Here is a 14513-nt window from a genome sequence, read left to right as displayed (position 1 = left end):
TGTCCGGCACGATTAATCGCATCCATCGATGCGAATATTCGCATTCACGCTCATACGCAGGGCTCGGGCCGTATCGCCCGGGAATGACGAAACGGGGAATCCGTGTTCGAGAGACTCGGCCGCGCGAGCGCGTCGCTGGCGGCCGCCGCGACGCTGACGCTGACCATCGCCAACGGATCGGCCGCGGCGGCATTCGGTCCGCTACCCCCGGCCAATCCGTACCTCGGCCCGCTCGGCACCGCGACCATGCACGGCGACGCCGCCTCCTCGGACGCCACGCCCTTCCCCGGGCCCGGGCCGGTGACCGTGCGCGCGGACTTCCACGAACTCGCCGCCGCCTGCCCGACCATCCTGCAGGGCGCGGACGGCATCCCACAGGCGCTGTGCACCAAGATGATCGACCGCGCGCCGACCGTCTACCTGCTCGATCCCGCCAACGGCGACACGCTGGCCTCGCTCGATCTCGCCAAGGGCAGTCTGCTCGGCGGCGTGTACGCCTACCTCGACGAGCAGGACCGCATGGTCACCGTGGACGGCAGCGGGGATCTGCTGCGGATCGGGCACGAGCGCGGGGCCGACGGCCGGTGGAAACTGTCGATCACCTCGAGAACCAATGTCTCCCAGGCGGTTACCGCGCACTGCGGCGGCGGCAGCTGCGACGCGGTGAGCTCGGTGATGCCCGACTACGACGGCCGGGTGTGGTTCGCGACCGACAACGCCGCCGCCGGATTCGTGGATCCGGCGACCGGCACGGCCAAGGCGATCCTGCTCGGACCGGGTGAGTCGGTGGCCAACAGCATCTCCAGCGCGCCCGAGGGCGTGGCCATCGCGACCTCGCACGCGCTGTACCTGGTGGACGCCGACGCCGCGGGCAACCCGCGCGTGCTGTGGCGCCAGGCCTACGACCGCGGCCCGGCCCGCAAGCCCGGCCAGCTCAGCTGGGGCAGCGGCGCGACACCGACCTTCTTCGGGCCCGGCAGCGGCACCGAATACCTGGCCATCACCGACAACGCCGCGAACAAGGAGAACCTGCTGGTGTTCGACACGGTGACCGGCGCGACCGTGTGCTCGATCCCGGCGATCAACGGCACCGAGAACTCGCCCGTCGCCACCGGCAACAGCGTCTTCGTGGCGAGCACCTACGGCTATCCCTACCCGCAACTGCCGGCCAACGCCGGGCCCAGTCAGCCCGAGAGCGCGGCCTTCACCGGCGGCATGACCCGGATCGACGTGACCGGCTCGGGCTGCTCGGTGGTGTGGACCATCGACGTGCCCTCGGCCGCGGTCCCGCGACTCTCGGTCGCCGACGGCAAGATCTACACCATCACCCGGCGCGGGCCGTTCGGCTCCGGCAGCGGCGGCTCGGGCAGCCTGGGCACCGGCAGCGGCGGCGGGTCCGGCAGCGCGGGGGCGGTGACCGACTCGTACAAGTACACGGTGATCGACGCGGCCACCGGCAAGGTCGAGGCCGAGCAGACCATCGGCGCGAGCATCATCCAGGACACCCTGCAGATGGTCGGGACGATCGCGCCCGGGCAGATCCAGTACCAGGGCACGCTGAGCGGGTTCTTCCGGATCACCGCGCGCTGACGCTCGAACCCTGCCGAAAAGGGACCGCGCGGCTTGTATCAACCCCGCCCGGGCGGGTAATCGTGCAAGCATGGCAGGCATGTCCGAGCCCACCGCCGCAGGCGGCACGTCGACCGCCCCCGGCGGCATCCTCGCGGATCCCGCCCGGCGGCCCAGCCCGCGCGCCAAACTGCTGTGGGCGCTGAGCGCGATCCTGTCGTGGGTGTTCCCGATCCTCGCCGTGCTGGTGTGGATGCTGCTGGATCCGGACAGACGCACGGTGCAGCTGATCGTGCTCGGAATCATGCTCGCGGCAACGGTATTCAACATCGCCGTGGTGCCGTGGTGGCGCTACGCGGTGCACCGGTGGGAGATCACCGACGAGGCCGTCTACACCCGCACCGGCTGGTTCACCCAGGAGAGCCGCGTCGCCCCCATCACCCGCGTGCAAACGGTCGACACCTACCGCGGCCCCCTCGAACGCCTCCTCGGCCTGGCGACCGTCACGGTCACCACCGCCTCCTCCGCGGGCGCGGTACACATCAGCGCCCTGGAACTGGCCGACGCCCGCGCCACCGTCACCCACCTGACCGAGATCGCCGCCCGCCACCGGGGCGACGCCACATGACCTCCGTCCCCGACCCCGATCACCCGGCCCCGGCGGACGCTCCCGGCGGCGATGCGACTCGAACCCCGAATACAGCTGCCCCGCACACCGGCCCGGCGGCGCCGATCGTCCCGCCCGCGTCGGGCGCGGCGACCGTGGCCGGCATCCCGGGCGACTCGTCCGCACCGGGTCACTCGGGCGCGCAGGGCGATTCGGCAGCACATCCCCCAGCCGCGAGCGCCGCGGCCGCACCGTGGAGTCACACCGGCACCGGCGGTCCGGTCGCAGCCGCGGGCGTGGCACCGCCCGGCGGTCCGGCGACGCCGAGTAGCGCGGGCGGGCAGGGCGATTCGGCCGCGATCGGCTACGCCGGGCCTGGTGGTCCCGGCGGGATAGGCGGGGGCGCGGAGACCTGGGAGCGGCTGGACCGGCGCATGCTGCTGGTGCATCCGGTCACCGAGTTGATCCGGTTCATTCCGGTGTTGCTGGCCTCGCTGATCGCGGGGGCGCGGGCGGACAGCCCGGTGTGGAGCCTGGTCGTCGTGGGGGCGATCGTCGTGGTCGCGGTGACGCGGTGGTTCACCACCACCTACCGGATCACGCCGGACAACGTCGAACTGCGCACGGGACTCATTCAGCGCAAACGGCTTTCGGTGCCGCGCAACCGGGTGCGGTCGGTGGACGTGGAAGCCGATCTGCTGCACCGGGCGCTGGGACTGGCGGTGCTGTCCATCGGCACCGGACAGCAGGCCGAGCGCGGGGACCAGTTCAAGCTCGACTCGCTGGACGCGAAACTGGTGCCGCACCTGCGCACCGAGCTGCTGGCGCACACCCGGGGCGGCGCGGAAGCGCCCGCACCCGAACAGGTTTCCGGCGGCGAGCCGGGGACGGCGGTCACGCTGCCCGGCGCGGAGACCCCGGCGCCGCCCACCCGCGAGCCGGTCGAGATCGCGCACTGGCGGCGCGAATGGGTGCGCTACGCGCCGCTCTCGCTGACCGGTTTCGCCATCATCGCGCCCATCGTCGGCCTGGCGTTCCAGTACGGCATCGCCGGGGTCATCTTCGACTCCGACGCCGTGCGGGGTGTGGAAAACGGTGGCGTGCAGATCATCGCGCTCGCGGTCGCCGCCCTGATCGTCGCGCTGGTGCTGATCGTCAGCCTCGCCGCCTGCGCCCGCTACCTGGCCACCTACCACGACCTGCGCGTGGTCGACGACGGCGCGACCCTGCACATCCGCCACGGCCTGTTCACCACCCGCCAGATCACCCTGGACCTGGCCCGCCTGCGCGGCGCGACGGTGAACGAGCCCCTGCTGCTGCGCTGGGCCGGCGCCGCCGAGCTCGAAGCGATCATGACCGGCGCCGACCCCCGCCAGAAACTCCTCCCCCAGGCCCCCCGCGAGGCCGTGGACCACACCCTCGCCCACCTGCTGGACGATACGGCCCGCGTGGACGCGGGTGACCCGGCGAAGCACACCGCCACCACGAATGCCGCTGCGCCCGCGGCCGCAGCCCCGGCCGGGAGCGACACTGCCGCAACCGACGTCACGCTCGGAGCGAGCGACACATCCGGACTCGGCACACCGCCCGGGTCCACCACCGCATCCGGGATCGACGACGCACCTGGAATCGACACCTCACCCGGCAGCGCGACCGATCGGAATCGAGCGGGCGTAATCGCCGGCGCCGGTGCCGATTCGGCGACCTTCCCGGCGCAGGCGTGCGCGGCCGAGCTCGGGCCGGGCGAGCTCGCCGCGCCGGCGCCGGTCGCCGTGGAGCTGACACCGCACGGACCCGCCGCACACCGGCGGCGGTACACACGGGCGCTGTCGCCGGTGGGCACCGTTGCCGGCGTCCTGCTCGTGCTATCGCTTGCGGGCGTGCATATCCCGGCGTGGATCTGGGCGCTGAACCTGCTCGCCGTGCCGATCGCCATCGCGCTGGCCTGGGACAGGTACCGGGGCCTCGGGCACGCGGTCGTACCCGCCGCGCACGGCAAGCCGACCTGGCTCATCACCCGCAGCGGGTCGCTGGACCGCGACCGCGACTGCCTCGAAGCCCCCGGCGTCATCGGCTGGACCGTCCGCCAGAGCTGGTTCCAGCGACGAGTGGGGCTCGCGACCGTCACCGCGGCGTCGGCGGCGGGCAAGAAGCGGTATCACATCATCGACATCCCGCTGGCCGAGGCGTGGCCGCTCATCGAGGCGGTGACACCGGGCCAGCTCGGGAGCCGCTGACCACCCGAAAACCATTGCTCCCCAGCGATCTACGGCACGGCCGCTATCCAGCTGCGCGCCGCCGGAGGCCAGCGCACGATCGCTTCGCCTGACTACGGAACGAACGAGGCCCGGCGGCGGACCGAAAGATCCTGTGCCGGGCCTTGATTCGCGGAACGACGCGGGGCTCACCACTGGCCGGGCACGTACTCACCACCCGTCATCCCCGCGATCACGTTCAAGCGGTTCCAGGCGTTGATGGTGGCGATCAGGGAGATCAGCGCGCCGATCTGGTCGTCGTCGTAGTGCTTGCGGACCTGGGACCAGGTGTCCTCGGAGATCCCGTGGGAGTTGTCCGCCAGGCGGGTGCCCTCCTCGGTGAGGGCCAGGGCGGCGCGCTCGGCGTCGGTGAACACGGTGGACTCGCGCCAGGCCGCGATCAGGGCCAGGCGGACGGGGGTCTCACCGGCGTGCACCGCGTCCTTGGTGTGCATGTCCAGGCACATGCCGCAGCTGTTGATCTGCGAGGCACGGATTTTCACCAGTTCCTGGGTCGGCTTGGGCAGCGGCGACTCGTCGATCACACGGGCGGCGGTCACCAGGCGCTTGTTGAACTTGGCGGCGATCTCGTTGGCGTACAGGGCGAAGCGGGTCATCGTCTGCTCTTCTCTGCGAGGTTGTTCGTCGGCTACGTGAAGGGGACGACGCGGCGGGACGGGGTGTGACATAGGGTGGGATGTGACGCCGGACACAGCACGCCGAGGCCGGGTGGAATCACGCCTGATGTAATCGGTGATTCACTATTTCTTCACCGGGTTCCACCAGCTCGAACTGCGAGTTGGTGAGCGGCCATTCCTATCACTGTGGTACAAATCACCCGAGCTTTACGAAGGGTGGATTTTCGTCATGGAACCAACGGCCGGGCAGCGGGCGGCACTGGGCATGATCTGCGATACGTTCCTGCCGGGCGACGGACTGACCCTGCCGCCCGCCTCGGAACTCGGCGCGGTCGACACGATCTTCCGGATCCTGGGGCGCAACCCCCGCGAGGCGGACAAGAAGCAGCTGGCCATGCTGCTCGGCCTGTGGGATTCGCGCCTGACCGGCCTGCTGACGGGCAACGGCCCGCGCAAGTTCTCGACCCTGTCGCAGGAGCAGCGCGAAGCCGCCCTGCTGCGTCTCGGCGATTCCTCGCTGGCTCCCGTGCGCGCCATCTTCCAGGCGCTCAAGGGCGCGGCCCTGCTGTCCTACAACGTGACTCCCGGTCCCACCGGCGTCAATCCGCTGTGGAAGGAGATCGGCTACCCGGCTCCGGCGGGCGCGCTGCCCACCGCGCCGCAACCGGCGCTCTCCCCGCTGCGCTTCACCGAATCCACCACGCTCACCTGCGATGTGGTGATCGTCGGCTCCGGCGCGGGCGGCGGCACCGCCGCCGCGGTCCTGGCCGCGGCCGGCCTCGACGTCATCGTGCTCGAACGCGGAAACTACTACGACGACCGCGATTTCGGCTCCGGCGAGCTCGCCGCGATCACCGACATGTACGCCCCGGGCCCGCCCTCGTCCGCCGAGGGACAGATCACCCTGGTCGCCGGCACCTGCCTGGGCGGCGGCACCGTCGTCAACTGGAGCACCTCGCTGCCGACCCCGGACGGCGTGCGCGCGGAATGGGCCGAGCTGGGCGCGAAGCAATTCGCCGAGGCCGAGTTCGGCGACGCGCTGGACGTGGTGTCCCGGCGCATCGGCGTCACGACCGACCGCTCACCGCTGTCCGCGCGCGACGGCGTCCTCGAACGCGGCGCGCAGGCCCTCGGCTGGGACATCGACACCCTGCCGCGCAACGTCTCCGACGCGTGCGACGCCGGAACCGAGTGCGGCCGTTGCGGTTACGGCTGCCGCCTGGGCGCCAAGCAGTCGGTGACCAAGACCTGGCTCTCGGACGCCGCCGCCGCGGGCGCGCGCCTGGTGGTCGATGCCAACGTGCGCCGCGTCGTGGTGAAGAACGGCCGGGCCGAAGCGGTGTCGGCGCTCACCTCCGGCGGCGCGGAGATCACCGTCAACGCCCGCGCGGTGGTCGTGGCGGCGGGCGCGATTCAGACCCCGGCGCTGCTGCACCGCTCGGGCCTGAAGAACAAGAACATCGGCAGGCACCTGCGCCTGCACCCCGCCGGCGCCGTCTTCGGCGTCTTCGACGACGAGATCCGCGCCTGGGAAGGCGGTCTGCAGACCCGGATCAGCCGCAGGCACGCCGATCTGGACGGCAAGGGCTACGGCGTCATCTACGAGACCGGCCCGCTGCACCCGGGCCTGGCCACCGGTTTCATGAGCTGGCGCGGCGCGGAGCAGCACCGCGCCACCATGCTCGACTTCGCCCGCTCCAACGCCATCGGCGTCATCACCCGGGACCGCGATTCGGGCACCGTGAGCGTCGACGGCTCGGGCGAGCCGATCGTGAAGTACCAGATCTCGGATTACGACGCCGCGCACTTCCACACCGGAATCGTCGGCGCGGCCGAGCTTCTCGAAGCCGCGGGCGCGAAGCGCATCTTCTCCGGCCATCAGGCCGGGGTGTCCTACGAGCCCGGCGTGCGCGGCTCGCACGCCGAATTCGACGCCGCCGCCAAGGCGGCCGGCTACGGTCCGGGCCGATGCGCCATGGGCGCCCTGCACATCATGGGCTCGGCCCGCATGGGCGGCTCCGCGGACATGTCGGCCACCGATCCGGACGGTGCGACCTGGGAGGTGTCCAACATCGTCGTCGCGGACGGCTCCAGCTTCCCCACCGCCCCCGGCGTCAACCCCATGGTGAGCATCGAGGCCATCGCCTACATGAACGCCACCCGCCTGGCCGCGCGCCTGAGCTGAGCCCTACATGGCCCGAATGCCCTCCAGCACCGCGGTCAACAGCCCCATATCGGTGCTGTTGCCCGTGGGCGGCGAGCGGAAGAGCAGCCTGCCGTCGTCGATGAGATCGCCGATGAGCAGTTTGGTCACCGTCAGCGGCAGGTTCAGATGCGCCGACACCTCCGCCACCGACAGCGCGGTCCGGCACAGCCGCACGATGGCGGCGTACTCGGGCTCGGTGCGCCGCAACGGCTTTCCGCGCTCCACGTCGACCACCAGCGTGGTGACGCTGAGTTCGGGACGCTCGGCCGTACTCCGGCCGCGCGTCAGGGCGTAGAGGCGGACCAGGGGCCCGGCCTCGTCCTCGTACCAGTGCTCGCGCGGCTCGTTCATGGATGCTGGGCGCCGCCCGCGTTGCTGCGCGGGTCAACCGACAGATGGCTGCCGACTCGTTGCACGGTCTGATTCATCTCGTAGGCCACCAACCCCATATCGGCTGTCTCCGAAGCCAAGAGCGCCATACAGGCGTTCTCCCCCGCCGCGGTGATGAACAGCACCGCCTGATCCAGTTCCACGACCGTCTGGCACACCCCGCCCGCGTTGAAGTGCTGCCCGGCGCTGCGGGCCAGACTGTGCAGGGCCGAGGCCATCGCGCCGAACCGCTCCGCGTCCGCCCGCTCCTGCCCCGCCGAGGAACCCAGCAGCAGCCCGTCGGTGGACAGCAGCACCGCGCACTGCGCGTCGGTCAGGCCGTTGACCAATTCGTCTAGCAGCCAGCCGAGATCGATTCGCTGGGAGGTGGTCATTGTGGCCCTTTCTCTGGTTCGACGCGCGGCTGCCGGCCCTGCCGGGTGCCCTTGGCGATCGCGCTCATGAGATTGCGCGCTTCCTCCGCGGTGCGCTGACGCGGGGGTACGTACGCGGACGGCTGCGCGGCGGGCGGGATCGGTTGCGCGGCAGCGGCAGCGGCACCGGCGGCAGGCTCCCCCGGTGCGGCGGGCGCGACGGGAGCGGCGTGCGCGATCGGGCTGCGGTGCGCCTGGCGGTTGCGGCGCGGCAGCTCCGGGCGCCCACTCGCCGGTGCGGACGCGGGCGCAGCCGCGACCGGTTCGGCGGGCACGATGACCTCGGTTCCGGTCTCCCACAGCGGCGGCCGCGATACCGGCGGCTGCGCCAGCACGGGCAGCGACCCGGTGGTGACCGCGTCCGCCAGCGCGGCCAGCGAGGTCAGGCTGTTCACACCGGGATCGCGCAGTTCGGTCACCCCGTTGCGCCCGGTGCCCGGCGGCGCCTGCACCGGCGGGTGATGCCTGCCGCCCTCGATCAGCACCTGCGGGATCAGCACGATGGCGCGGCACCCGCTGTACACCGATTCCACCAGCCGCACCGAGACACCGTGCCGCGACGCCAGTTTCGCCACCACGAACAGACCGAGGCGGGTATTGCCGGACAGCGTCGCGACGCTGAAGTCCGGCGGATTCGCCAGCATCGCGTTGCGGTCGGCGTACTCGGCCTCGGACATTCCCAGGCCCTGGTCGGTGATCTCCACGACGACGCCGCGCCCGACCACCAAACCGGTGACGGTGACCATGGATTCGGGCGGCGAGCACGCGGTGGCGTTGTCCGTCAGTTCGGCCAGCAGATGGATGATGTCCGCGACCGCGTGGCTGGCGACCCGCACCTCGGGCATGCGGCCGGTCTCGATCCTGGTGTAGTCCAGGCTCTCCGCGACCGCGCCGCGCACCAGATCCAGCAGCGCCACCGGATTTCGCCAGCGCCGGCCCGGCTGCTCGCCACCGAGAATGATCAGGTTCTCGGCGTTGCGGCGGGCGCGGGTCGCGAGATGATCGAGCTGGAACAGCAATTCGAGCTGATCGGCGTTCTGCTCCTCGCGCTCGGCCCGGTCCAGCAGCGCGAGCTGGCGGTGCACCACCACCTGGCTGCGATGGGCGATGTTCAGGAACACCGCGTTGATGCCCGCGCGGGTCTTGGCCTCGGCGACCGCCGCGCCGACGGCCACCACGTGCGCGCGGTTGAAGGCGTCGGCGACGTCGCCGAGCTCGTCGGTGCCGAAGTCCAGCCGCGCCACCTCCGCCGAGGGATCGAGTTCCTCGCCGGCGCCGAGCCGCTGCATCAGCTCCGGCATCTTCTCGGTCGCCAATTCCAGTGTGTCGTCGCGCAATCGGCGCATACGCGCGATGAAGCGGTTGGCCAGCACCAGGGCGGCCAGGAAGGCGAGCACCGCGATGAGCAGCACGCCCGCGCCGCCGAGCAGCGAATCACGGGTGGCGTCGTTGCTCTGCTGGTGCGCGGTGGCGTGCGCGTCGCGGCTCTGGTCCTCCCACAGCTTCTGCAAACCGGCGTTGACCTGCCCGGATGCCTCCTGCCAGGCGGCGACGGTGAGCGGGAGCGGTTCGGGCTCTTCGGTTTTGGTCTTGTCCTGGCTTCTGGCGTCCTGGGTCCGGCTCTCGGGCTTGGTCGCGTTCTCGGCGGCCGCGGCACTGGCGGAGAAGGCGCCGCGCAACAGCAGCGCGTCCTGCATGGCAACGACCTGCTGCCAGGCCGGACTCGCCATGATGGCCTGCAGCTGCGCCAGTCGCTTACCCTGCAGCACCACCGTGGAATAGGCCACCTCACTGCGGAACTCGCCGACCCGGTGGCTGAACTCCAGCAGCGCGATGTCGGGGAACTCGCCGGTGATCACCGCGACCGCGCCCATGGTGTCGGCCTGCGACAGCGCCTCGGCCGCGCGCAGCGCCTCGATCCCGTGGTTGAGTTCCATACTCAGCTTGGCGTCCGGCGCGACGCGCGCGGCCAGCAGCGAAGCGCCGACGATCGTGCCGATGACCGAGGTGAAGAAGGCGAAGACGTCCGCGGGCGGCGTTTGCTGACTGTCCACTCCGGCGCGCACGCCCGGAATCGCCGAGAAGAGCTTGAAGAAGGCCTCGACGTCGTTGACGGCACCGTCCGGGTTGAGCTCGGAGGCGATGTCGCCCTTCTCCTTCACCGCCGCCAGCGCCTCGTCCGAGCGCTGCCTGGCGGCGACGAGCGCCTCCGCGGCGTCCGGGTCGCCCACCAGCCGCAGCAGCGAGAGCCGGCGCTCCTCCTCGAAGGCGGAGACCATGAGAATCGCGGGCGCGGTGGTGCTGCTGGCCAGTTCGGACCAGTCCTTGGCCTCGTGCGCGTCGTTCACCAGGTATATGGCCGCGCCGCCGCCGATAGCCAGCAGGGTGACGCTGGAGATGACCACGATGGACAGCAGCCGGACCCGGACGCCCAGCCGGCCCTGCAGACCCTTGCCCATCGAATCGGACGTTGTACCAAGCGTTTTGCGCAGGTTGTGCCAGCTGCCCACTGAAAATCTTTCCGATCCCGAACGCGTGACGCGCCTTTAAACTCGTTTCGATCCGCCCGAAATGAGCTTTTCGTCACGCTTCCTCGTCTGGAGGAGAGTAACGGAAACATCCCGAATCGACTACAGAACCGAATCAACTTGGCGGTCAGTGCATTCGCTGATCGATTGCCACACGCGATGGATCAGCGCCCGGACACGGCTTGCCGGTCGACCGGCGGCACCCGATCGGCAGCCGGTCCGGCGATCAGCGGCCGCTCTCGCCGGCGTAGTGCGCGGTCGCGCGCCAGTACAGATACAGACCCGCGGGCAGCAGCCCGCCGACCAGCAGCGCCAGGGTCGGCCAGTCCTGCAGCAGCATGATGTCACCGCCCGGACCCGAGAAGATCATCAGCGCGAAGCCGACCGTCCAGGCGCTCAGCGGCAGCGACATGGCCGCGAAACTCGGCGACACCGTGCCCATGCCGTGCACCAGCAGCACATTGATGACCGCCGCCGCCAGCGCCGAGAGCGGCAGGGCGATCGCACCCGTCGACACGCCGGAGGCGATCGGCGCGGCGGCCTCGCCCATCCCGGGCGCGGCCGTCGGCAGGGTGCCCTGACCGATGTACAGGGGCAGGAACAGCACCTCGAGCACGAGGGTGATCAGCGCGTCGAGCACCAGCAGCCCGGCGATGGCCGCGCCCATCGGGTCCAGGCCCAGCGGAAACACGCCCTCGCGCGCGGTGCGCCCGACGCGGGCGCTCAGGGCCGAGGTCACGGCACCGGCGGGAAGCCGAGGAGGGTCAACAGGTGGCTCTGCATGTCGACGAAGGCGTAGAGCACCGTCAGGTACAGGTCGTGCTGCGCCTGGAAGTTGGGGCGCTGGCTCTCGACGAACGCGGCGATCGCGTTCTGCAGATCCCAGTTGTACATGAGGGTCAGTGTCTCATCTCGGCCGCGGCGGGCCCCGGAGTGTCCGCCAATCCGGCGAACAGGTCATGCTCGAGACCATCTGCGCCGACCGGCCCGCGCTCGCCCCGCACCAGCACGTAGTGCTCCTCCGGCAGCACCGGCTGCGCGATGTCGTTCGAGAGCGCGAACTCGCGACCGGAGGACGCGAGGGTCACCTGGGTCGCGTGCGCGCGCAGCGCGGCCCGCTTGGCCGGCAGCGCGTCGGCCACGTCCACCACCGTGGTGACCGATTCGTGTGGCACACAGGCCAATTCACCGTCGTGCGGCAGCCGCCAGCCGCGCGGCAGCGCGCCGGGCAACTGATCGACCGTGCGCCGCTTGAGCGCCTCGGTGTGCATGGCGAGCACCGCGCCGTCGGTGACGGTCCAGTACGTCTTCGGGGTGTCCCAGCCCCGCTCGGCGGCCGATTCCACCGCCGCGGTGGTGATCTCGTGCGCGCGGATGTGATCCGGATGCCCGTAGCCGCCGCGCGGGTCGTAGCCGACCACCACGCGCGGGCGCAGCTCCAGCAGGATCCGGGTCAGCTCCGCTACCGCCTCCGGACCGGAGTTCACGAACGCGCGCGGGTTGCGCGCGGCCGGGGTGCCCGCCATCCCCGAATCCCGCCAGCGGCCCGCGCCGCCCAGGAACCGCGGCGGGGCGGCATCCAATTCGGCCAGGGCCGTTGTCAATTCGAGAATGCGATAGCCGCCCAGCTGATCGGCCTGATCGGCGACCAGCCGCGCCCACCGCGCGCCGATGACCTCACCCTCCTCGCCCAGGGTGCAGGTCACCACCGTCACCGGAATGCCGAGCCGCCGGTAGTGCGCGATGGTGCCGCCGGTGGTGATCGTCTCGTCGTCCGGGTGCGCGTGCACCAGCAGCAGCCCGCCGGTCCCGCCCGCCGCGCTCACGGCAGCCGCCGCCAGTTCGCCGCGTCGGCGAAGACGCCGACCTGGATGGCCCCGCTCAGCGACGCGCCGTCCACCCGGGGACCCGCCGCCGCGACCTGGGTGTCCTGCACGATCGGCAGCACCGTCCACAGGTCCCAGAGCTTGGGTTCGGACTCGGCGATCACCTTGCCCGCGTCGACGCCGCGCAGCGCGGTCTCGATGGCGGGCTGCAGGGTCGGATCGCAGACGCCGGACAGGTTCGACGGGGCCTTCTTCGCGGCCTGCACCACGTCCGAATCGCCGTCGCCGCCGGCATCGGCGGCCGTGACGGGGGCGCACCCGTAGCGCGAGGCCAGCACCGTCGCCGGATCCGAACCGGCCCGCTCCCAGCCCACGATGGCGTCCACCCCGGCCTCGGTCACATCCTTGCCGTACAGCTCGGCGGCCGCGATGCTGCGCACCATGACATCGATTCCGGCACTGCGCAATTGGTCGGCGGCGGTATTGGCGACCGCGAGCGTGTAGTCGTCGCCCTCGACCGCGCCGATCCGGATGGTCAGCGTCTTGCCGTTCTTGGCGATCGGACGCGGTTGCGGCGCGGGCGAAGTCGGCGACAGCGACGCCGGAGCCTCGGGGGCGCGGCCGAATCCGGCCTCGGCCAGCAGCGTGAACGCCTCCTCCGCGCTGATCCGAGTCGGGGCGGTCGGGACGTACCCCGGATCCGACGGCGTGAGCACCTGCGCCCGGGCCGGTTCCACCCAGCTGCCCGTCTGCGCGCCCACCGTGGCGAGCAGCACCGGATCCAGCAGCGAGAGCACCGCGCGGCGCACCCGCACGTCGCCGAGATCCCCACTGCGCCCGTTCAATACGAGTTGCATCTCGCGCGACTGCGCCATGATCGCCGTGCGCACCGAGGGAATCGCCGCCAGCTGCGCCTGCAGCGCGACGCCGCCGTGCACCAGCGCCATCTGCGCGTCACCGACCCGCAGTGACTCGGCCACCTGCGCGGGCGTACCGCCCCGGCGCAGCAGAATCTCGTCCGGCACAGCGGGTTTGCCCCAGTACCGGTCGTTGCGCTCGAGCAGGATCTCCTCGCGGCCGCGATCGACCAGCTTGATCCGGAACTGCGCGCCGGAGATGCGAATGGTGTCGACCAGGCCCTGTTCGAACCCGGAGTCCTTCACCAGGTGCTGGGGCAGTAGATCGGTGAACAGCTGCCGCCAGGCCGGGTACTCCTGGGTCATGGTGACCGTGACGGTCTTACCGCCCGAGGACGAGCTGACATCGGAGATGAGCCGGTAGCCCGCGGGATCCACCACGCCGGGCTGGGTGATCATCTGCTGCCAGAGGTAGCGGAAGTCCTCGGCCGCGATGGGCGCGCCGTCCGACCAGGACGCCTCGTTCTTGATCTGGTAGGTGATGGTGAACGGCTCCAGCGACGACACCTCCGCGGACACCATCAGCGCGGGATCGAGCACCCAATCCGACCCGCCGGGCACCCCGGGTGTCGGCACCGGCCGGAAAGGACTCGGCAGCACCATCGACGACACCGCCGCGGCGGCGGGCGATTGCTGCGCGCGCAAATGCGGATTGAACCCGATGCCGATGTCGTCCACCGCCACCACGACCGAATTCTTGCCCGGCTTGGCGGGTGTGGTCTTCGGGCTGTCCGTGCTCTCGATGGGCGGCGGCGGATTGGCGGTGCAGCCGGTCGCGACCGTCAGCACGGTCGCCACCGCGGCCAGCGCCACGCGCCATTTCCCGCGCCTGCGAGGGGCCCCACTCTTCACGTTCGGCACTCTACTTGAACGCCCTTTCCGCACCCGGTCACCGGCGATTGCCGGAAATCAGCGAGAGACCCCCGCCTCAAAAAGGCCCCTGGACAAACAAATCCCCAACTTGGGTCGCCCGACACCGCCGTACGGCAACTGCCCCATCGCCGAGTTCGAGCCCGGTGAGTGCCGACTCGCCCCGCCAACACCGGACAAACAACTCCCCCCGCCCCGCAGTTCGCGGCCCGTCTCGTTCTGGACTGAGTGGAGCGGGGGAGCGAAGCGGAGGAGCGGAGGGAGGGAAGAACGAGACTTCAGGGGCCGCGAACC

The 14513-nt window shown here is 71.0% G+C and carries 12 protein-coding genes; 4 read left to right on the top strand and 8 right to left on the bottom strand.

Going from position 1 to position 14513, the window contains the following annotated elements; all coding sequences use genetic code 11:
- Positions 1-102 precede the first annotated feature (102 nt).
- The 3 genes from ACWIGI_RS14030 to ACWIGI_RS14020 all read left to right on the top strand — a co-directional run bounded on the left by ACWIGI_RS14030 (position 103) and on the right by ACWIGI_RS14020 (position 4413).
- Entirely contained in the window at positions 103-1590 is a 1488-nt protein-coding gene (locus ACWIGI_RS14030) for a hypothetical protein (RefSeq protein WP_454202768.1), read from the top strand.
- A 70-nt stretch (positions 1591-1660) separates the two neighbouring features.
- The gene (locus tag ACWIGI_RS14025) at positions 1661-2197 is read left to right on the top strand and encodes a PH domain-containing protein (RefSeq protein ID WP_454202767.1); all 537 of its coding nucleotides are present in this window, start codon (positions 1661-1663) and stop codon (positions 2195-2197) included.
- On the top strand, positions 2194-4413 hold the full coding sequence (locus ACWIGI_RS14020; RefSeq protein WP_454202766.1) for a PH domain-containing protein: 2220 nt from the start codon (positions 2194-2196) through the stop codon (positions 4411-4413). The genes ACWIGI_RS14025 and ACWIGI_RS14020 overlap by 4 nt, the downstream gene beginning before the upstream one ends.
- A gap of 167 nt (positions 4414-4580) precedes the next feature.
- Here the strand turns inward: ACWIGI_RS14020 and ACWIGI_RS14015 are convergent, their stop codons facing one another.
- The gene (locus tag ACWIGI_RS14015) at positions 4581-5048 is read right to left on the bottom strand and encodes a carboxymuconolactone decarboxylase family protein (RefSeq protein WP_454202765.1); all 468 of its coding nucleotides are present in this window, start codon (positions 5046-5048) and stop codon (positions 4581-4583) included.
- Between the two features lie 250 nt (positions 5049-5298).
- Here ACWIGI_RS14015 and ACWIGI_RS14010 point away from each other — a divergent pair, with 250 nt between their 5' ends.
- Complete coding sequence (locus ACWIGI_RS14010; protein ID WP_454202764.1) at positions 5299-7254, top strand: GMC family oxidoreductase; 1956 nt, start codon at positions 5299-5301, stop codon at positions 7252-7254.
- Positions 7255-7257: 3 nt separating this feature from the next.
- Here the strand turns inward: ACWIGI_RS14010 and ACWIGI_RS14005 are convergent, their stop codons facing one another.
- The 7 genes from ACWIGI_RS14005 to ACWIGI_RS13975 form a co-directional block, all read right to left on the bottom strand.
- Entirely contained in the window at positions 7258-7626 is a 369-nt protein-coding gene (locus ACWIGI_RS14005; RefSeq protein WP_454202763.1) for a DUF742 domain-containing protein, read from the bottom strand.
- The gene (locus ACWIGI_RS14000; RefSeq protein WP_454202762.1) at positions 7623-8039 is read right to left on the bottom strand and encodes a roadblock/LC7 domain-containing protein; all 417 of its coding nucleotides are present in this window, start codon (positions 8037-8039) and stop codon (positions 7623-7625) included. Before ACWIGI_RS14000 ends, ACWIGI_RS14005 begins: the two co-directional genes overlap by 4 nt.
- A complete protein-coding gene (locus ACWIGI_RS13995; RefSeq protein WP_454202761.1) occupies positions 8036-10537 on the bottom strand; it encodes a nitrate- and nitrite sensing domain-containing protein in 2502 nt (833 codons plus the stop codon). The genes ACWIGI_RS14000 and ACWIGI_RS13995 overlap by 4 nt, the downstream gene beginning before the upstream one ends.
- A 295-nt stretch (positions 10538-10832) precedes the next feature.
- Complete coding sequence (locus ACWIGI_RS13990) at positions 10833-11345, bottom strand: hypothetical protein (RefSeq protein ID WP_454202760.1); 513 nt, start codon at positions 11343-11345, stop codon at positions 10833-10835.
- A complete protein-coding gene (locus ACWIGI_RS13985; RefSeq protein ID WP_354989252.1) occupies positions 11342-11500 on the bottom strand; it encodes a hypothetical protein in 159 nt (52 codons plus the stop codon). The genes ACWIGI_RS13990 and ACWIGI_RS13985 overlap by 4 nt, the downstream gene beginning before the upstream one ends.
- 5 nt (positions 11501-11505) lie before the next feature.
- Complete coding sequence (mshB, locus tag ACWIGI_RS13980; RefSeq protein ID WP_454202759.1) at positions 11506-12432, bottom strand: N-acetyl-1-D-myo-inositol-2-amino-2-deoxy-alpha-D-glucopyranoside deacetylase; 927 nt, start codon at positions 12430-12432, stop codon at positions 11506-11508.
- On the bottom strand, positions 12429-14210 hold the full coding sequence (locus ACWIGI_RS13975) for an ABC transporter family substrate-binding protein (RefSeq protein WP_454202758.1): 1782 nt from the start codon (positions 14208-14210) through the stop codon (positions 12429-12431). Before ACWIGI_RS13975 ends, mshB begins: the two co-directional genes overlap by 4 nt.
- Between the last annotated feature and the right edge of the window lie 303 nt (positions 14211-14513).

Source organism: Nocardia sp. NPDC055321, from assembly GCF_053645575.1.
This window is presented reverse-complemented; position numbering and strand designations above follow the sequence as displayed.